18 protein-coding genes and 2 tRNA genes are annotated in these 17,785 nt (G+C 73.5%); 6 read left to right on the top strand and 14 right to left on the bottom strand.

Going from position 1 to position 17,785, the window contains the following annotated elements:
- Nucleotides 1-123 precede the first annotated feature (123 nt).
- Nucleotides 124-495, bottom strand: a complete 372-nt coding sequence (locus DQ244_RS11300) for a DUF2087 domain-containing protein (RefSeq protein ID WP_233491328.1) — start codon at nt 493-495, stop codon at nt 124-126.
- Complete coding sequence (locus tag DQ244_RS19905; RefSeq protein WP_233491327.1) at nt 471-659, bottom strand: hypothetical protein; 189 nt, start codon at nt 657-659, stop codon at nt 471-473. The genes DQ244_RS11300 and DQ244_RS19905 overlap by 25 nt, the downstream gene beginning before the upstream one ends.
- Nucleotides 660-755: 96 nt before the next feature.
- Here DQ244_RS19905 and hisN point away from each other — a divergent pair, with 96 nt between their 5' ends.
- Nucleotides 756-1,538 (top strand): histidinol-phosphatase, encoded by a 783-nt coding sequence (gene hisN / locus DQ244_RS11295; RefSeq protein WP_369832106.1) that lies wholly within the window; start codon nt 756-758, stop codon nt 1,536-1,538.
- A 24-nt stretch (nt 1,539-1,562) separates the two neighbouring features.
- On the opposite strand, the gene DQ244_RS11290 is transcribed toward hisN, so the two are convergent.
- The 3 genes from DQ244_RS11290 to DQ244_RS11280 form a co-directional block, all read right to left on the bottom strand.
- The gene (locus DQ244_RS11290) at nt 1,563-1,748 is read right to left on the bottom strand and encodes a hypothetical protein (protein WP_113811541.1); all 186 of its coding nucleotides are present in this window, start codon (nt 1,746-1,748) and stop codon (nt 1,563-1,565) included.
- 89 nt (nt 1,749-1,837) lie between these two features.
- Nucleotides 1,838-3,157, bottom strand: coding sequence for an FGGY family carbohydrate kinase (locus DQ244_RS11285; protein ID WP_113811540.1), 1,320 nt, complete (start codon nt 3,155-3,157; stop codon nt 1,838-1,840).
- Entirely contained in the window at nt 3,154-4,152 is a 999-nt protein-coding gene (locus DQ244_RS11280) for an aldo/keto reductase (protein WP_113811539.1), read from the bottom strand. The genes DQ244_RS11285 and DQ244_RS11280 overlap by 4 nt, the downstream gene beginning before the upstream one ends.
- A gap of 96 nt (nt 4,153-4,248) precedes the next feature.
- Here DQ244_RS11280 and DQ244_RS11275 point away from each other — a divergent pair, with 96 nt between their 5' ends.
- Both DQ244_RS11275 and DQ244_RS11270 read left to right on the top strand, forming a co-directional pair.
- A complete protein-coding gene (locus DQ244_RS11275; RefSeq protein WP_113811538.1) occupies nt 4,249-5,640 on the top strand; it encodes a cystathionine beta-synthase in 1,392 nt (463 codons plus the stop codon).
- The gene (locus tag DQ244_RS11270; protein WP_113811537.1) at nt 5,637-6,773 is read left to right on the top strand and encodes a cystathionine gamma-synthase; all 1,137 of its coding nucleotides are present in this window, start codon (nt 5,637-5,639) and stop codon (nt 6,771-6,773) included. The genes DQ244_RS11275 and DQ244_RS11270 overlap by 4 nt, the downstream gene beginning before the upstream one ends.
- On the opposite strand, the gene map is transcribed toward DQ244_RS11270, so the two are convergent.
- The gene (map, locus tag DQ244_RS11265; RefSeq protein ID WP_113811536.1) at nt 6,770-7,543 is read right to left on the bottom strand and encodes a type I methionyl aminopeptidase; all 774 of its coding nucleotides are present in this window, start codon (nt 7,541-7,543) and stop codon (nt 6,770-6,772) included. The two genes, DQ244_RS11270 and map, sit on opposite strands and share 4 nt — an antisense overlap.
- Nucleotides 7,544-7,660: 117 nt before the next feature.
- Here map and DQ244_RS11260 point away from each other — a divergent pair, with 117 nt between their 5' ends.
- The gene (locus DQ244_RS11260) at nt 7,661-8,170 is read left to right on the top strand and encodes a VOC family protein (protein WP_199580349.1); all 510 of its coding nucleotides are present in this window, start codon (nt 7,661-7,663) and stop codon (nt 8,168-8,170) included.
- Between the two features lie 51 nt (nt 8,171-8,221).
- On the opposite strand, the gene DQ244_RS11255 is transcribed toward DQ244_RS11260, so the two are convergent.
- The 4 genes from DQ244_RS11255 to DQ244_RS11240 form a co-directional block, all read right to left on the bottom strand.
- Nucleotides 8,222-8,509 (bottom strand): GNAT family N-acetyltransferase, encoded by a 288-nt coding sequence (locus tag DQ244_RS11255; protein WP_113811534.1) that lies wholly within the window; start codon nt 8,507-8,509, stop codon nt 8,222-8,224.
- 8 nt (nt 8,510-8,517) lie between these two features.
- On the bottom strand, nt 8,518-8,736 hold the full coding sequence (locus DQ244_RS11250; RefSeq protein WP_113811533.1) for a ferredoxin: 219 nt from the start codon (nt 8,734-8,736) through the stop codon (nt 8,518-8,520).
- Nucleotides 8,733-10,046, bottom strand: coding sequence for a cytochrome P450 (locus DQ244_RS11245; RefSeq protein ID WP_199580348.1), 1,314 nt, complete (start codon nt 10,044-10,046; stop codon nt 8,733-8,735). Before DQ244_RS11245 ends, DQ244_RS11250 begins: the two co-directional genes overlap by 4 nt.
- 164 nt (nt 10,047-10,210) lie before the next feature.
- Nucleotides 10,211-10,287 (bottom strand) — tRNA-Met (locus DQ244_RS11240).
- Between the two features lie 176 nt (nt 10,288-10,463).
- Between DQ244_RS11240 and DQ244_RS11235 the strand changes: the two genes are divergently transcribed.
- A complete protein-coding gene (locus DQ244_RS11235; RefSeq protein ID WP_147251509.1) occupies nt 10,464-11,003 on the top strand; it encodes a hypothetical protein in 540 nt (179 codons plus the stop codon).
- Between the two features lie 53 nt (nt 11,004-11,056).
- On the opposite strand, the gene DQ244_RS11230 is transcribed toward DQ244_RS11235, so the two are convergent.
- The 3 genes from DQ244_RS11230 to DQ244_RS11220 form a co-directional block, all read right to left on the bottom strand.
- Nucleotides 11,057-11,133: transfer RNA gene (locus DQ244_RS11230), tRNA-Met, on the bottom strand.
- Nucleotides 11,134-11,205: 72 nt separating this feature from the next.
- Nucleotides 11,206-14,160 carry a UPF0182 family protein gene (locus tag DQ244_RS11225; RefSeq protein WP_233491335.1) on the bottom strand — a complete coding sequence of 985 codons (2,955 nt, stop codon included), beginning with the start codon at nt 14,158-14,160 and terminating at the stop codon, nt 11,206-11,208.
- A gap of 246 nt (nt 14,161-14,406) precedes the next feature.
- Nucleotides 14,407-15,429 carry a PDZ domain-containing protein gene (locus DQ244_RS11220; protein ID WP_113811529.1) on the bottom strand — a complete coding sequence of 341 codons (1,023 nt, stop codon included), beginning with the start codon at nt 15,427-15,429 and terminating at the stop codon, nt 14,407-14,409.
- Nucleotides 15,430-15,521: 92 nt separating this feature from the next.
- Here DQ244_RS11220 and DQ244_RS11215 point away from each other — a divergent pair, with 92 nt between their 5' ends.
- A complete protein-coding gene (locus DQ244_RS11215) occupies nt 15,522-16,880 on the top strand; it encodes a zinc-dependent metalloprotease (protein WP_113811528.1) in 1,359 nt (452 codons plus the stop codon).
- 110 nt (nt 16,881-16,990) lie between these two features.
- Here DQ244_RS11215 and DQ244_RS11210 read toward each other — a convergent pair whose 3' ends face one another.
- Nucleotides 16,991-17,581: a M48 family metallopeptidase gene (locus tag DQ244_RS11210; protein WP_113811527.1), complete on the bottom strand. Its 591-nt coding sequence runs from the start codon at nt 17,579-17,581 to the stop codon at nt 16,991-16,993.
- Nucleotides 17,582-17,785: the final 204 nt, after the last annotated feature.

The following is a 17,785-nucleotide window of genomic DNA, read 5'->3' as shown; positions in this document are numbered from 1 at the left end:
CTCACGCCGTCCGAGGACGGCATCAACGCCTCAATCCGCTCCCACTGAGCGTCGGTCAGCACTCGATCGCGAGACATATCCGCAGCAAATCAGCCCCACCACGCTCAACTTAGGAGACACGCCCTAGATGTCGACGTAGCCGCCGGAGCGCCAGTAGATGCCGGCCTCGCGGGTCAGGAACTGCTCGTCGACGAGGTACCGGCGCAGCGCCGCGACGTCGGGGTGCCAGACGGCGAGCAGCGCGTTGACCTCCCGCTCCGGGTACCGCACGCCGGGCTCGAAGACGCGGACCAGGTGGTCCAGGACCACCAGCCGCTTGCTGTGCTGGGCGGGGATGGAGGTCAGCCGGCCGTCGCGCACGAACGCGGACAGGACGGCGTCCTGGGCCGGGTCGTCCGAGAGCGGCTCCGGTGGCGGCGCCGCCTCTGCGGCGGCGCGGGCGGCGGCGCCGAAGTGCTCGGTGTGCAGCGTCAGCCCGTGCCCGTCGCGGTCCACCAGCCCCGCGCGGGCCAGCCGGCGGCCGCCAGCGCGACGTCCTTGAGGCCGAGCCCGGAGGCCGCGGCCGCCTCCTCGATGGTGCCCGCGCCCAGCGCCAGCGCGGCCACGACCTTGAGCCGCACGGGGTCGGCGAGCAGCCCCGCGATCGTCGCTGCGTCCACCCCGCGACGGTATCGCCGTGCCCGCTTCCCGCGGGTCGGGGCCGCGCACCGCTAGGTTGGGTGCCCATGACGTCGGGGCGGGGCTTTTCAGAGGACATGCGGCTGGCACACGTGCTGGCCGACCAGGCCGACTCGATCAGCATGGACCGCTTCAAGGCCCAGGACCTGACGGTCGACACCAAGCCCGACCTGACGCCGGTCACCGATGCCGACCGGGCCGTCGAGGAGCAGCTGCGGATCACGTTGAGCCGGGCCCGCACCCGTGACGCCGTCATGGGCGAGGAGTTCGGCACCACCGGCCACGGCTCCCGGCGCTGGATCCTCGACCCGATCGACGGCACCAAGAACTTCGTCCGCGGCGTCCCCGTGTGGGCCACCCTGATCGCCCTCGTCGACGGCGACGAGCCGGTCGTCGGTCTGGTCTCGGCCCCCGCCCTCAACAAGCGGTGGTGGGCGGCCAAGGACGTCGGCGCGTGGACCGGCCGCCGGCTGGAGTCGGCCACCCGCTGCCGCGTGTCGGAGGTCGGCGAGCTGGGCGACGCCAGCCTGAGCTACTCGAGCCTCTCGGGGTGGGAGGAGCGCGACCTGCTCGGCGGCTTCCTGGACCTGACCCGCTCGGTGTGGCGCACCCGCGCCTACGGCGACTTCTGGAGCTACGTCCTGCTGGCCGAGGGCGCGGTGGACCTCGCCTGCGAGCCCGAGGTGTCGCTGTGGGACCTCGCCGCCCTCGACGTCATCGTGCGCGAGGCCGGCGGCCGGTTCACCGACGTCACCGGTGTCCCCGGTCCCGCCGGCGGCAGCGCCCTGGCCAGCAACGGCCGGCTGCACGACGCCGCTCTGAACCTGCTCCGGCCGAAGGGCCGGCCCACCTCCGCCTGACGGCGGGGGGGCCGGCCCGGCCGGTCAGGGGGTGGGTCCGGCTCCCGGACCGCGGCCGCCACCCTGGATCCGACGGCGGACGTCGTCGATCTTCGCCCGCGTCTTCGGGTCCTTGGCCAGGTCCTGCGCCTTGACCGTGGCCTGCTGGATGGCCTGCTTCGCCTTGGGGCTGTTCGCCAGCTGGACGACCTTGTTGAACAGCGACGCCATGGTGGGTCCGCCTCCTCCTGCTCGCCGGGACCGTGGTCGGTCCCGCGCACATGATCAACGGTGCCCGGAGAGGTCCGGTTCCATGCCGGTCAGCGGCCGGGCTCGACCAGCTGCCCCGGTGCACGGTCGGGGACGACGTCGACACCCGCGGCGCGGGCGGCGAGCAGCGCCGCGCCGATCGCCGAGGCGCTGCGCAGGGCCAGGTGCCGGACCGGGCGGCGCAGCGCGTCGGCGAGCAGCTGCTGCACCAGCGCCGACCGCGCCCCTCCCCCGGTGAGCACCACCGGCGCCCCGTCGTCGGGGACGTCGAGCAGGGCGGCCGCGGCGGCGACCGCGCGGACGACGCCCTCGACGGCGGCCCGCGCCAGGTGCGCCCGCGTGGTCCCCGCCCCCAGGCCGCTCCAGCTCCCGCGGTCGTCGGGCCCCGCGACCCCGCCGCGCTCACCGGTGAGGAACGGCCGGAACACCGCTCCCCCGGCGTCGGGGACCGATGCGGCGGCGGCGAACAGCTCCGGCCACGACAGCCCCAGCACACCGCACACCCACGCCCAGGCCGAGCCGCCGTTGCGCAGCGCCGCCATCGCGTACCAGCCGCCGTCGACGCCGGCGTAGCCGTGCACCAGCGGGTCGTCGGCCGGCGCGGGCGTCCAGCCGGGCCGCAGCACCTGCGCCCCGGTGCCCAGGTTCACCTGCAGGCCGGTCCGGGTGCCCGCGGCCAGCAGCGCCAGCGCCGTGTCCGCACCGCCGACGACGACGGGCACCTCCCCGACCGGCAGCGGCGCCGTCCCGGCCACCTCCTCCGAGGGCCGCACGCTCGGCAGAAGGGCGGCCGGGACCGGTGCGGCGGCGGACCAGCCGTCGGCGACGACGTCCCACAGCAGGGTGGCCGAGGCGTCGCTGCGGTCGGTGACCAGCGGGCTGCCGGGCACGAGCGCCGTCCGGAAGGCGTCCTTGGGCAGCAGGACCGCGGCGGCGCGCTCCACCACCGCCGCTTCGTGCGCGGCGAGCCAGGCCAGCATCGGCCCGGTCATCCCGGGCACCAGGGGGTTGGCCAGGGCCGCCCGGTCGGCGGCGGGGAGCGATCTCCAGCCGGCCAGCTCCGCGGTGGCCCGGGAGTCGGGCCACAGCAGTGCGGGGTGCAGCGCCCGGCCGCCGTCGTCGACCAGGACGGCGCCGTGCATCTGCCCCGACAGCCCCAGGGCCCGCACCCGGACGTCGCCCAGCCGGGCCAGCGCCGAGTCGAAGGCGGCGCGCCACACGGCGACGTCGATCTCGGCCCGGTCGGGGGCCGGCCGGTCGTGGTCGTAGCCGGCCTCGGCCTCGGCGACCACCGCGCCGGACTCGTCCAGCGCCACCAGCTTGCACCCGCTGGTGCCGAGGTCGGCCCCCAGCAGGACCGGCGAGCTCACCGCTCGGGGCTGTCGCCGTAGGCGTAGCCGGAGTCGACGTAGCGGCTGCCGGCCGCGACGCCGGGCGGGGCGATGGCGTCGAGCCGGGCCAGGTCGTCGGCGGTGAGCTCGACGGCCGCCGAGGCGACGTTCTCCTCCAGGTAGCTGCGCCGCTTGGTGCCCGGGATCGGGACGACGTCGTCGCCCTGCGCGAGGACCCAGGCCAGCGCCAGCTGCCCCGGCGCCACGCCCTTCTCCGCGGCCATCTCCCGGACCGCCTCGACCAGCCGCAGGTTGGTCGCGAACGCCTCGCCGGTGAACCGCGGGTGGCCGCGGCGCCAGTCGTCCTCGCCGAAGTCCTCGGGGCTGGTGATCGCGCCGGTGAGGAAGCCGCGGCCCAGCGGGCTGAACGGCACGATCCCGATCCCGTGCTCGCGGGCGACGGCCAGCACCTCTCCCTCCAGGTCCCGGGTCCACAGCGACCACTCGCTCTGCAGGGCCGCGATCGGGTGCACGGCGACCGCACGGCGGACCGAGGCGGCGGACGCCTCCGAGAGCCCGAGGTGGCGCACCTTGCCCTGCGCGACGAGCTCGCCCATCGCGCCGACCGTGTCCTCGATCGGGACCTGCGGGTCGACCCGGTGCTGGTAGTAGAGGTCGATGACGTCGACCCCCAGCCGGCGCAGGCTCGCCTCGGCGCACGCCCGCACGTTCTCGGGGCGGCCGTCGATCCGCATGCCCCCGTCGGAGGTGCGCGACAGCGAGAACTTGGTCGCCAGCTGCACCTCGTCGCGGCGGCCGGCGATCGCCTCGCCGACGAGCTCCTCGTTGTGGCCGGAGCCGTAGACGTCGGAGGTGTCCAGGAAGGTGACGCCCAGGTCGAGCGCGCGGTGCAGGGTCGCGATCGACTCCGCCCGGTCGGCGGCCCCGTACATCTGGCTCATGCCCATGCAGCCCAGGCCGAGGGTGGAGACGGTCAGGCCGCCGAGGGCCCGCGTGCCGACGGGAGAGGTCATGCGGGCATCCTCGTCCGCCGGTCGCCGCCCCGGCCACCGCGGGTGGTGGGATGGTCGGGAACGGCCCGGCGGACGCCGGCCGCCGGAGGAGGACTGGTGCAGTACGTCGAGAACGTCATCGAGCTGGTCGGCAACACCCCGCTGGTGCGGCTGACCTCGGTGACCCGCGACCTGGGCCCCGACGCCCCCCTGGTGCTGGCGAAGGTCGAGTACCTCAACCCGGGCGGGTCGGTGAAGGACCGGATCGCCGTGCGCATGGTGGACGCGGCCGAGGAGGCCGGACTGCTGAAGCCCGGCGGCACGATCATCGAGCCGACCAGCGGCAACACCGGCATCGGGCTGGCCCTGGTCGCCCAGCAGCGCGGCTACAGGTGCATCTTCATCTGCCCCGACAAGGTCGGCCAGGAGAAGATCAACGTGCTCAAGGCCTACGGCGCCGAGGTCGTCGTCTGCCCCACGGCCGTCGACCCGTCCGACCCCCGCTCCTACTACTCGGTGTCCGACCGGCTGGCCCGCGAGACCCCGGGCGGCTGGAAGCCCGACCAGTACTCCAACCCGAACAACCCGCGCTCGCACTACGAGACCACCGGCCCGGAGATCTGGGCGCAGACCGAGGGCCGGATCACCCACTTCGTGACCGGAGCCGGCACCGGGGGCACGATCAGCGGCGTCGGGCGCTACCTCAAGGAGCAGTCCGGCGGCCGCGTGCAGGTGTTCGGCGCCGACCCCGAGGGCTCGGTCTACTCCGGCGGCACCGGCCGCCCCTACCTCGTCGAGGGCGTCGGCGAGGACTTCTGGCCCTCCACCTACGACTCCGACGTCGCCGATGAGATCGTGGCGGTCTCCGACGGCGACTCGTTCGCCATGACCCGGCGGCTGGCCCGCGAGGAGGGCCTGCTGGTCGGCGGCTCCTGCGGCATGGCGGTGGCCGCCGCGCTCCGGGTGGCCGAGCGCCTCACCAAGGACGACGTCCTGGTGGTGCTGCTGCCCGACGGCGGCCGCGGCTACCTGAACAAGATCTTCAACGACACGTGGATGGCCGACTACGGCTTCCTCGAGGCGACGTCGGGCACCACCGTCGGCGACCTGCTCAACAAGTCCGGCGAGACCCCGCCGCTGGTGCACACCCACCCGAACGAGACGGTCCGCGACGCCATCGACATCCTCCGCGAGTACGGCGTCAGCCAGCTCCCGGTCGTCCGCGCGGAGCCGCCGGTCACCGCCGGCGAGGTCGTCGGGTCGGTCGACGAGAAGACGCTGCTGGACGCCGTCTTCGCCGGCCGGGCGACGCTCGCGGACCGGGTGGAGAAGCACATGTCGCCCCCGCTGCCGATCATCGGGTCGGGCGAACCGGTGACCGACGCCGTGCACGAGCTGGGCCACGCCGACGCGCTGCTGGTGCACGTCGACGGCAAGCCCGCGGGCGTCGTCACGCGGCAGGACGTGCTGGGGCACCTGGCCGGGCTCACGCCTACGGTCGGGTCATGACCGGCTTCAACACCCGCGCGATCCACGCGGGGCAGGACCCCGACCCGGCGACCGGCGCGGTCATCCCGCCGCTGCACCTGACGACGACCTACAAGCAGGACGGCGTCGGCGGGCTGCGCGGCGGCTACGAGTACAGCCGCAGCGGCAACCCGACGCGGGACACCCTGCACGCCGCGCTGGCGGCGCTGGAGGAGGGCACGACGGCGCTGGCGTTCGCGTCGGGCCTGGCCGCCGAGGACACCCTGCTGCGCACGGTCTGCCGCTCGGGCGACCACGTCGTCCTGGGCGGTGACGCGTACGGCGGCACGTTCCGGCTCATCTCGCGCGTGCTGTCGGAGTGGGGCCTCGAGTACAGCCCGGTCGACCTCGCCGACCCCGGTGCGCTGCGCGCGGCGATCCGGCCGACCACGCGCGTGGTCTGGTGCGAGACGCCCAGCAACCCGCTGCTCAACATCACCGACATCGAGGCGACCGCGGCGATCGCGCACGAGGCCGGCGCGCTGCTCGTCGTCGACAACACGTTCGCCTCGTCCTACCTGCAGCGGCCGCTCACGCTGGGCGCCGACGTCGTCGTGCACTCGACGACGAAGTACCTGGGCGGCCACTCCGACGTCGTCGGCGGCGCGCTGGTCACCCGGGACGCCGGGCTCGGCGAGCAGCTGGCCTACAACCACAACGCGATGGGCGCGGTCGCGAGCCCGTTCGACGCGTGGATGGTGCTGCGCAGCCTCAAGACCCTCGGCGTCCGGATGGACCGGCACTGCGCCAACGCCGCACGCGTCGCGGAGTTCCTCGTCGGCCGGCCCGAGGTGTCCGCGGTCCTCTACCCCGGCCTGCCCGACCACCCCGGCCACGATGTCGCGGCGAAGCAGATGTCCGGCTTCGGCGGGATGATCTCCTTCCGGCTCCGCGACGGCGAGGACGCGGCGCTGAAGGTGTGCGAGCGGACCCGGCTGTTCACCCTGGCCGAGTCCCTCGGTGGCGTGGAGTCGCTCATCGAGCACCCGGGCCGGATGACCCATGCCAGCGCCGCCGGATCTCCGCTGGAGGTGCCGAACGACCTGGTCCGGCTGTCGGTCGGCATCGAGGACGTCGACGACCTGCTCGCCGACCTGGAGCAGGCGCTGGGCTAGTCGCGCGGGGCGGTGAGGATGCGCGGCCCGTCGGCGGTCACGGCGACGGTGTGCTCGACGTGCGCGGCGCGGCTGCCGTCGGCGCTGCGCAGCGTCCACCCGTCGGCGTCCACCGTGTAGTCGTCGTTGCCCCCGGCCAGGAACCACGGCTCGATCGCGATGACCAGGCCGGGAAGCAGCTTCACCCCCCGCCCGGGGCGCCCCTCGTTGGGCACCGACGGCGCCTCGTGCATGGTGCGCCCGACGCCGTGACCGCCCTGGTCGGTGTTGATCCCGACGCCGCCGGCCCGCCCGACCTCGCCGATGGCGGCCGAGATGTCGCCGACCCGGTTGCCGACGACGGCCGCGGCGATGCCCGCCGCCAGCGCCCGCTCGGTGGTGGCGATCAGCTCGAGGTCCTCCGGGCGCGGGGTGCCGACCGGGAAGGTGATCGCGCTGTCCCCCACCCAGCCGTCGAGCACGGCGCCGGCGTCCACGCTGAGCAGGTCGCCGTCCTGCAGCGTGTCGGGGATGGGGATGCCGTGCAGCGCGACGTCGTTCACCGACAGGCACACCACGCCCGGGAACGGCGGGGTGGTGTCCAGCGGCGCGTAGCCGAGGAACGGCGAGGTGGCGCCGGCGTCGGAGAGGACGTCGCGGGCCACGGCGTCGAGCTGGGTCAGCCGGACGCCGGGTGCTGCGGTGGCGCGCACCGCCGCGAGCATGTCGGCGACCACGGCCCCGGCGGCACGCATCGCCTCCAGCTCACCAGGTGTACGCAGCTCGATCACGGGGTCCTCCTGGGGTCCGGCGGGAACGTCCGCAGGCTACGCAGGTGCACGGGAACGCCTCACGGCCCGCCGGGGTTAGGCCCAGCGGACGACGACGACCCGAGGAGGATGTCCCGCGTGAGCACCACCGAGAGCACCCGTGACCTGGAAGCGCTCGAGGCTGCGCGCGCCCGTATCCGCGAGGCGCACCTGCGCCCGACCGGGCAGCGCCCCGCCTCCACCGCCCGCGGCCTGCACCACACCGCGCTGATCAGCTCCGACGTCGAGCGCACCGTGCGCTTCTACCAGGACGTGCTCGGCTTCCCGCTGACCGAGCTGATCGAGAACCGCGACTACCCCGGCTCGTCGCACTTCTTCTTCGACATCGGCAACGGCAACCTGCTGGCCTTCTTCGACTTCCCCGGCCTGGACGTCGGCCCGTACGCCGAGGTGCTCGGGGGGCTGCACCACATGGCGATCAGCGTCGACCCGCAGAACTGGGAAAAGCTGGTCCGCCGGCTCACCGAGGCCGGCGTCGAGCACGAGGTGCACAGCGGCGTGTCGGTCTACTTCCGCGACCCCGACGGCGCCCGCATCGAGCTCATCGCCGACCCGCTCGGCGAGATGTACGGCCACCAGGTGCTCTGAACGACGCGGAGGGGCGCCGACGGCCGTCGGCGCCCCTCCGTCGTTGCAGGACTAATCGCGGTCGGCGACCAGGTCGGCGTAGTCCGGGTGGCGCTCGATCCAGCCGGCGACGAACGAGCAGCTCGGCACCACGCGGCCACCCTTCGCACGCACCTCGTCGAGGGCCGAGCGCACCAGCGTGCTGCCCAGACCGGACTGGCCCGCCTGGGGGTCGACCTCGGTATGGGTGAAGACGAAGGTGTCGCCGCGGCGCTGGTAGGCGGCCAGGCCCAGGACGCGGTCGCCGTCGCGGATCTCGAAGCGGTCGGACTCGGGCACGTCGATGACGGTGGTCTCCATGTGCGGGGTCAACCGGCCGCGTCGGCCGGCTGTTCCGGCACCAGCTCCAGGGCCCGCGTGGGGCACTGCTGCACCGCCTCCTCGACGTCGCGCAGCTCCCCTTCCGCCGGGTCGGCGCGCAGCACCGCCACGACCCCGTCGTCACCCACCTCGAAGAAGTCCGGCGCGAGCGACTCGCAGGCACCGGAGCCCACGCACCGCTCGCCGTCGAGAACGATCCGCGTCATGCGGCGCCCCCGAGCCGGGCCGGCAGCCGCTTGAGGCCGTTGACGAACGACGACCGCAGCCGCGCCGGCGGCCCGGTGATCTCCAGATCGGGCAGCTGCTCGAAGATCCTGCGGAAGGTGACCGCCAGTTCCCGCCGGGCCAGGTGCGCGCCCAGGCAGAAGTGCGGGCCCTTCGAGCCGAAGCCCACGTGCGGGTTCGGGTCGCGGGCCAGGTCGAACCGGTGCGGTTCGGCGAACACCTCGGGATCGCGGTTGGCGGCCGCGTAGAACAGCAGGAACTTGTCCCCCGCGGAGAACCGGTAGCCGTTCAGCTCGCCGTCCTGGGTGGCGGTGCGCCGCATCCAGGTGACCGGGCTGGTCCAGCGGACGATCTCCTCGATCGCGGTGCGGGTCAGCCCCGGATCGGCCACCCAGCGGGCCCGCTCCTCCGGGTGCTCCTGCAGCGCCAGCAGGCCCTGCGAGATGGCGTTGCGGGTCGTCTCGTTGCCGGCGACCAGCAGCAGGATGAAGAACGAGGCGATCTCCTGGTGGGTCAGCTTCTCGCCGTCGACCTCGGTGGTGACCAGCGCGGTGGTGAGGTCGTCGCGCGGGTTCGCCACGCGCTCGGCCGCCAGCCGCTCCATGAGGCCGCCCAGCTCGATGCCGGCCATGAGCAGCGCGGTGAGCGGGTCGTCCTGGTCCTCGATGAGCTCGGGGTCGCCTCCGGACAGGATGATGTTGGACGCGGTCAGCACCATCCCGCGGTCCTCGGCGGGGATGCCCATCATGTCGCAGATGACCCGCAGCGGGATGGGCGCGGCGATGTCGGCGACGACGTCGATCGTGCCGTCGCCGTCCTCCGCCGTGCGCCGTGCCTGCGCCAGGACGTCGTCCACGACGCCCTCGACCGAGCCGATGACCTGCTCGAGCATGCGGGGGGTGAAGGTCTTGGAGACGATCCGCCGGATCCGGGCGTGCCGCGGGTCGTCCATGCTGATCAGCGAGCCGTAGAACTCGTTGAGGTCGGCCGGGATGTCCTGGATGGACACCGCACCGCTGCCGGAGCAGAAGACCGCCGGCTGGCAGCTGATCGCCTCGAGGTCCGCGTAGCGGGTGATCGCGTGGTAGCCCGGGCCGCTCTCCAGGTGCGGGATCTCGGGCTCGGCGAAGAACGCGAACGGGCGCTCGGACCGGAGCCGGTCGAACACGGCGTGCCGCTCCTCCGGCGGGCACAGCCAGAAGTCGCGGTCGGAGAGGTCGATGCCGAGGTCCTCGGCACCGGCCCGCCGGGGCTGCGGAACGGTTCCCTGCGGTGCTGAGTCGACGGACACCTGGCGCTCCCCTGCGATCGGATGTGACCGCACGCTAGAAGCAGCGGAGGGTGAGGCACAACACACACGGCCACATCCGCACCGAGAAGGTTGCAGCATGCACGTGGGCCGCCGGACTGCAGGACGACGAAGGCCCGGTCACCGTGGTGACCGGGCCTTCGTGGTGGTAGCGGGGACAGGATTCGAACCTGCGACCTCTGGGTTATGAGCCCAGCGAGCTACCGAGCTGCTCCACCCCGCGTCGGTAGGACCACTGTAGCACCTGCGCCGCGGCGCCATCGCCGGGTCCCTCCACGAGCGGAGCACCGGGCATCCGGGGAGTGCTCCTGCGGACCGTGCGGCAGCCCCGTCACACCCGCCTCAGGAGACGTGCGCGCCTTCGCGGCGGGCCTACGCCCCGCGCCTACAGTCCGGCTCGTGGCGGGGGACATGACGACGAGCGCGTTCGTCGGCGACCCGCAGCCGGTGGAGATCCACCACCTAGGGATCTGGTACTCCGGCGAGCTGCTGGGCTGGCGGCACACGTCCGACGGCCGGGTCTCGGCCCGCGTCCGGTGCACCGTCGACGGTCTGCGGCACTCGACGTGGAAGGACCTGTCGGAGCTCCGGCTGCCCGATCCCGCGCACCCGCCGCGGCGCGAGCCGTACCCGGCGGCGCGGGCCTGGCCGGTCCCCGACGCCGACGAGGTGGACGTCGACGACGACCGGACGCGCCCCAACCACCAGTTCACCGGGCTGAGCGTCCGACCGCGCAAGCCCGGCCACGTCGGCACTCCCCCGGCGCCCGCACCCCTGCCGCAGGTCCCACCGGCGGCCCGGACGGCCGCGCCCACCGCGCGGCCGCGGCCCACGCCCTACCGGCGCAGCGCCGAGGTCGACCAGTCCGACCCGTGGTCGCGCGACTGGACCGCAGCTCGCTCCTGGGGCAACCAGGACGATCGGCTCAGCCCCGTCTGAACCGCTCCACGTACGACGAAGGCCCGGTCCCCAGGGGGACCGGGCCTTCGTGGTGGTAGCGGGGACAGGATTCGAACCTGCGACCTCTGGGTTATGAGCCCAGCGAGCTACCGAGCTGCTCCACCCCGCGTCGGTGCACCAACCGTAGCAGGTGCCGGGACCGACGGTCGGCCGTGGGGTCGACCGCCGGTCCCGGCCGGCGTCAGCCGCCCCCGCCGGCCGCCGCCTGCGCCTGCTGGTAGGCCTCGACGGCCCGCTGCAGATCGGCCAGCGCCTGGCCCTGGGCGGCGAAGTCGCCCGCCCGCTGGGCGTCGGCCAGCCGGCCGAGGACGGCGTTCATCTCCGCCACCGCGGCATCGAGACCGGGGGTCGGGGTCGTCCCACCGCCCGGGGGCGGCGGCGGAGGCGTCGTCGGCGACGGAGTCGGCTCCGTGTCGCCGTCGCCGGCGGGCTCGCCATCCGTCGCGGACTGGCCCGCCCCGTCGCCGAAGACCTGGTCCAGCGCCTCGCCGAGCGTGTCCGCGTAGCCGACCCGGTCGCCGTAGTTGACCAGCACCTTCCGCAGCAGCGGGAAGGAGTTGGCGCCCGTGCCCTCCACGTACAGCGGCTGGACGTAGAGCAGCCCGTCGGTGCCGATCGGCAGGGTCAGCAGGTTGCCGAACACCGGCTGGGAGTCAGCGCCCCGGAACAGGTTCAGGTCCTGGGCGACCTCGTCGTTGGTGTTGAACGACTGCTGCACCTGCTGCGGCCCGCGGAACGGTGTGTTGCCGGGCAATCGGAGCACTTGGAGCTGGCCGTAGGTGTCCGGATCGCTGGACGCGGAGATGAACGCCGACAGGTTCTGCCGGTTGAACGCGTTCAGCGCGCTGGTGAGCTGGAAGGAAGCCCCTTCCTCACCGGGCCGCTCGGCCAGGATGTAGTACGGCGGCTGGGCGTCGGCCTGGCCACCCTGCGTCGGGTCGTCGGGGATCTGCCAGCGGTCGCTGCTGTTGTAGAAGTCCTGCGGGTCGTCGACGTGGTAACGGGTCAGGATGTCCCGCTGAACCTTGAACAGGTCCTCCGGGTACCGGACGTGGCTCACCAGCTCCTCGGACATCTCGCTGCGCGGCTGCACGGTCCCGGGGAAGGCCTTCATGAAGGTCTTCAGCACCGGGTCGTCCTCCTCCCACGCGTAGAGCGTCACCGTGCCGTCGTAGGCGTCGACGGTGGCCTTCACCGAGTTCCGGATGTAGTTGACGGTCTCGTTCGGGAGCGCCGTCGTCCCCGTCCCGGTGAGCGCGTCGGCCGCCACCTCACCGAGCTGCGTCTGCTCGGCGTAGGGGTAGGCGTCCGACGTGGTGTAGCCGTCGAGCATCCAGATCACCCGGCCGTCGACGACCGCCGGGTACGGGTCGCCGTCCACCTCGAGGAACGGTGCGGCCTTCTCGACCCGCTCCCGCGGGTCGCGGACGTAGAGCACCTTCGACGCGTCGTTGACGGCGCTGGAGAGCAGGAAGTTGCGCTCCCGGTAGTAGATCGCGAAGGTCAGCTGCCGGAAGAAGCTGCCGATCGAGACGCCACCCTCGCCGTCGTAGGTGTTGTTGATCTGCCCCTCGTCCGAGCCGTCCTCGGGGCGGTCGAACTCCCGGGGCTCGGCGCCCTCGGGCGCACCGACGACGGAGTAGACGTCCTGCCCGCCGTCCTGGATCAGCTCGCCGTAGTAGATCCGCGCCTGCTCGACCTCGATGTCACCGATGGTCGGCAGGTCTCGGGTGGTGAAGTTCGGCTCGCCGCCCTCCTGGCCCGCCTCGACCTGGACCACCTGGTTCGCCGGCGCGGCCACGAACCCGTTGCCGTGGGTGTAGACGGTGTGCCGGTTGATCCAGCTGGCCTGGTTGTCCGACAGCCCGGCGCTGTCCAGCTCGCGGACGGCGACCACGTAGTCGCGGAGCTCCCCGTCGACCTCGTACCGGTCGATGTCCAGCTTCTCGGGGAAGCCGTAGACGTTGCGGATCTGCTGGCGCGCGGTGAAGGTCGCGGCCAGCACGTTCGGGTCGAGCAGCCGGGCGTTCGCGATCGTCTCGGTGTCCCCGCGCAGCTCGGCGAGAGCCGACGCGGTGTCCACGCGGTCGCCGGTGGACTGCTGCGCGTACTGGACGTAGTCGATGTCGGTCAGGTCGTACGCCTCGCGGGTCGACTCGATCGCGCGCTCGATGAAGGGCGCCTCCCGCTCGTTGGCGCTCGGCTTGACCACGAACTGCTGGACGATCGCCGGGTAGGCGACGCCGATGACCAGGCTGGTCACGAGCAGCAGCACGAGCGCCATGGCCGGCAGCAGGAAGTTGCGCACGACGATGTTGGCGAAGAAGGCGATGGCGCAGACGCCGGCGATCCACACCAGGATGGTCTTGGAGACCAGGAGGGCGTTGACGTCGGTGTAGCTGGCGCCGGTGAACACGTCGCCGCGGTTGGAGTAGACGAGGCCGTAGCGGTCCAGCCAGTAGGCCACCGACTTCAGGGCGACGAACACGCCGACCAGCACCGACAGCTGCACCCGCGCCGCGGCGGTCAGCTTCTGCCCCGGCGTCTGCAGCCGGAGGCCACCGAACACGTAGTGGGTGAGCAGCGCACCGATCAGCGCGAGGATGGCGATCGCGAACCCGAAGCCCAGCAGCAGCCGGTAGAACGGGTAGTCGAAGACGAAGAACGACACGTCGACGCCGAACTGCGGGTCGACGCGGCCGAAGTCGGTGCTGTTGCGGAACGACAGCCAGGTCTCCCAGTTCGCCTGGGCGGTGAACCCGGCGAAGAGCCCCAGCACCACCGCGATGGCGGTGAGCACCAGGCCACGCCGCGGCTCGAGCGACTGGCGGTAGCGCTCGAGGTTCTGCTGCTCCAGCGACATCGGGCGGAACGCGGGCCGGAACCGGTAGGCCACGTACATCGACAGCGCGGTGAGTCCGCCGGTGGCGACCCCGGCGACGGCGAAGAGCATCGCCCGCGTCTGCAGCTCGGTCCAGAACACCTCGGTGAAGCCGGTCTCGTCGAACCACAGGTAGTCGACGTAGACGTTGGTGAGGGTGCCGACGACGGTGAACAGCACGAGCAGGACGGCGATGGCGCCGATGACCAGCTTCGCGCGCCGGGACAGCGTCGGAACCGGCACGGGGGGCCGCATGGCCACGAGCGGTCTCCTTCAGTTTGCGGGCGTGGCGCGGTAGCCACGCGACGATCGACCGCGGGGGGTCGGGTGGTGCACGGCAGCGCGCTCCCCCGGCCTTCCCTGGACAACGCACCGAGCGGCACGTGGTTCCCGGCGGGTCACCGTCGCCGGGGGCCCGTGCGGCCGTGCCCAGCTTCCCCCACCCGGATCGGGCTGTGCCGCGGGGCCCGCGCGCCGCGTGCCCGGACCGCCGACGCGGCCTCAGCAGCTCTCGGGGGTCCGCCCGGCCCGCAGGTCGGCGAGCGCCTGCAGGGCGTCGTCGAGGGTGGCGACGCGGGCCATCGGCACGCCGGTGTCGGGCGCCGCGACCGCCTCGGCGCAGTTGTCGGCCGGGACCAGGAACAGCTCGGCGTCGATCTCGCGGGCGGCGACCATCTTCAGCCCGATCCCGCCGATCGGGCCGACCTCGCCGTCGAGCGTGATGGTCCCGGTACCGGCGACCACCTTGCCGCCGGTGAGGTCCTCGTCCCCCACCAGGTCGAGGATCCCGAGGGTCAGCATCAACCCGGCCGAGGGGCCGCCGACGTCGGAGACCTGGATGTCGACGTCGAACGGCGCGGCCGGCTGGTCGAGCACGGAGATCCCCAGCAGGGAGCCCTCGCGGTCCTCGGCCGCGCGGGTGGTGATCGTCGTCGTGCCCGGCTCCCCGAGGCGGGTGTAGGAGACCGGGACCTCGGTCCCGGCGGGGATGCCGGTGAGGACGTCGGCCAGCACCTCGGTGTCGGGCACCGGGCGCCCGCCGACGGTCTCGAGCGCGTCGCCCTCCTCGAGCCGGTCGACCGACGGCGACTCCTCCGGCACGGCGCGCACGACGACCTTCTCCGGGTAGCCGAGCTCGGCCAGGGCGACGCTCTCCGCCGCCTGCTCCGAGGTCAGGAACGCCTCGCGGTTGACCCGGCGGGTCTCCTCCTCGCTGCGGTCGGGCGGGTACACCGACTCCTCCGGGACGACGGCGACCTCGTCGTCGAACCAGCCGCGCACCGCCTGCACCAGGCTGAGGCCGCCCCGGCTCACCCCGACCGTCGTGAGGTTGAGGTTGCCCTCGGTCTCGTTCCGCTCGCGGCCCTCGATGGCGATGATCGGGTCGCCCTCGATGTCGCCGAGGGTGTTGTAGGTGGGGCCGGGCACCTGGGCCACGTAGGGCACGGGCACGGTGGTCCCCAGCACGCCGAACAGCAGCAGCAGCACGGCGCCCACACTGAGCACGGCGATCCGTCGGGTCACGACGGGCCAGCGTACGGGCCTGCGCCCCGCCGTCCGCCGAGAGCGCACTCCGAGTGCCGCCGCCGGAAGATCACCGCGTCTACCGTGGAGCCATGAGCGACCTGCCCTTCGGCTTCGGCCCGCCCGACCGTGACCCCGAGCGCCGCGACCCGAACCGGGGTGGCAACCCCGCCGGCGACCCGTTCGGTCTCGGCGCCCTGTTCGGCGGGATGGCCGGCGGCGGCTCGCCCGAGGACGTGCTCGGCAAGATGCCGCTGTTCGCCGAGCTGCAGAAGCTCATGAACTGGTCCGGCGGACCGGTGAACTGGGACCTGGCCCGCCAGGGCGCGATCAGCCAGCTGTCTGCGGGGCACCAGCCGTCGTCGGACGGCGAGCGCGCGGCCGCGGCCGAGGCGCTGCGGCTGGCCGACCTGTGGCTGGACCAGGTCACCGAGCTGCCGTCGGGCATCGAGCGCACCGCGGCCTGGTCGCGCGTCGAGTGGGTCGAGCAGACGCTGCCGGCGTGGGGCGCGCTCATCGACCCGCTGGCCGAGCGGGTCGTGGCGGCCATGACCAGCGCCCTCCCCCAGGAGGCGGCCATGTCCTTCGGCCCGATCGCCGGGATCATGGGCCGGATGGGCGGCGTCATGTTCGGCGCCCAGGTGGGCCAGGCGCTCGGCAAGCTCGCCGAGGAGGTGCTCACCAGCACCGACGTGGGCCTCCCGCTCGCACCCGCCGGCACCGGCGTCCTGGTGCCGCAGAACCTGGCCTCGTTCGCGGAGGGCCTGGACCGGCCGGCCGACGAGGTGCGGCTGTTCGTCGCCCTGCGCGAGGCCGCCTCGCAGCGCCTGTTCGCGCACGTCCCGTGGCTGCGCCAGCAGCTGCAGGACGCGGTGCACGCCTACGCCCGCGGCATCACCATCGACCGCGAGGCCATCGAGCAGGGCATCACCGAGGCCATGTCCGGCGGCATGGGCGGTGGCCTGGACCCCAGCGACCCGGAGAGCATCCAGCGCCTGCTGAGCTCGGGCGTGCTCGAGCCCGCGGAGACGCCGGAGCAGCAGATGGCGCTCCGCCGGCTGGAGACGCTGCTGGCCCTGGTGGAGGGCTGGGTCGACGTCGTCGTGGCGGCGGCCGCTGCCGACCGGCTGCCCGGCCACGGCGCCCTGGCCGAGACGATGCGCCGGCGTCGCGCCTCGGGCGGTCCCGCCGAGCAGACGTTCGCCACGCTGGTGGGCCTCCAGCTGCGCCCGCGCCGGCTGCGCGACGCCGCCACCGTCTGGGGCGCGATGGCCCAGCAGCACGGCAGCGACGCCCGGGACCGGCTCTGGTCGCACCCCGACCTGCTTCCCACCTCCGACGACCTGGACGAGCCGCTGGACTTCGTCGCCCGTCAGGGACTCGACGACGAGCTGGCCCAGCTCACCGCCGACGACGCGCGACGGGACGACGACGAGGACTCTGTCGGCTGACAGGGCGGCCCCGTCCGGAGGCTCACCCCGAGCAGGTGACGTGCTGGAACGGCCCCCTTGCAGGGGCCCGCCGCGAGCGGAGCGAGCGGTGGGGGGCGAGGGGTCCTTCGTCAGTCGACGACGTCGGTCGGCGGCTCCAGGTTCGCCGCACCGGCCGTGGCGGCCAGCTCGACGCCCTCGAGGAACCCCCTCGCCCGCTCGGCGCGGGGGTAGCGGGCCACCAGGGCCCAGAAGCGCTCGTCATGGCTGGGCTCGAGCAGGTGCACGAGCTCGTGCACGAGGACGTAGTCCACGACGTACTCCGGCATGGACCGCAGCCGGCCCGACAGCCGGATCGTGCGGTCGGCCGGGGTGCACGACCCCCAGCGCCGGTGCTGGTTCTCCACCCACCGGACGCTGGCCGGCTCGGCCAGCCCGTCGAGGTGGGCCGCCGAGAGCGCCCGGGCGCGCGCCAGCAGTTCGGTGTCGCCCCCGAGCGATCGCTTGCGCCGCTCCTCGCGGGTGCGCAGCTTGGCCACCATCTGCGCCACCCAGCGCTGCTCCTCCGCGGGGCTGAAGGCCGCCGGGATGAGGACGACGGTGCGCCCGAGCTCCCGGTAGGCCGTCACGGTGCGCCGGCGGCGGGGGCTGCGCCGCACCTCCACGACGTCGTCGTCCGCCGGCTCGGGCACAGCAGCGGCGTCGGGAGGAGTTGCGGGCACGCAGGCACCGTAAGACACCGGCCGGGGGTGGCGCCTGCGCACGGGCACCCTCTCGGGTGCAGGTCGCACGGACGGTGGACAAGACGGGCGCTCCACCCGGTGACGAGGTCGCTCGCTGTGCGCCGTCCACACCCGGTCGGGGACATCTCCGCAGGTCGGGACGCAGGCTCGGGCTGCGCACCGCGACGCGTCCCCCGTCCGTCC

This window comes from Blastococcus sp. TBT05-19 (genome assembly GCF_003319095.1).
Lineage (GTDB): Bacteria > Actinomycetota > Actinomycetes > Mycobacteriales > Geodermatophilaceae > Blastococcus.
Note: the sequence above shows the minus strand (reverse complement) of the source record. Positions and strands in the feature narration are given on the sequence as shown.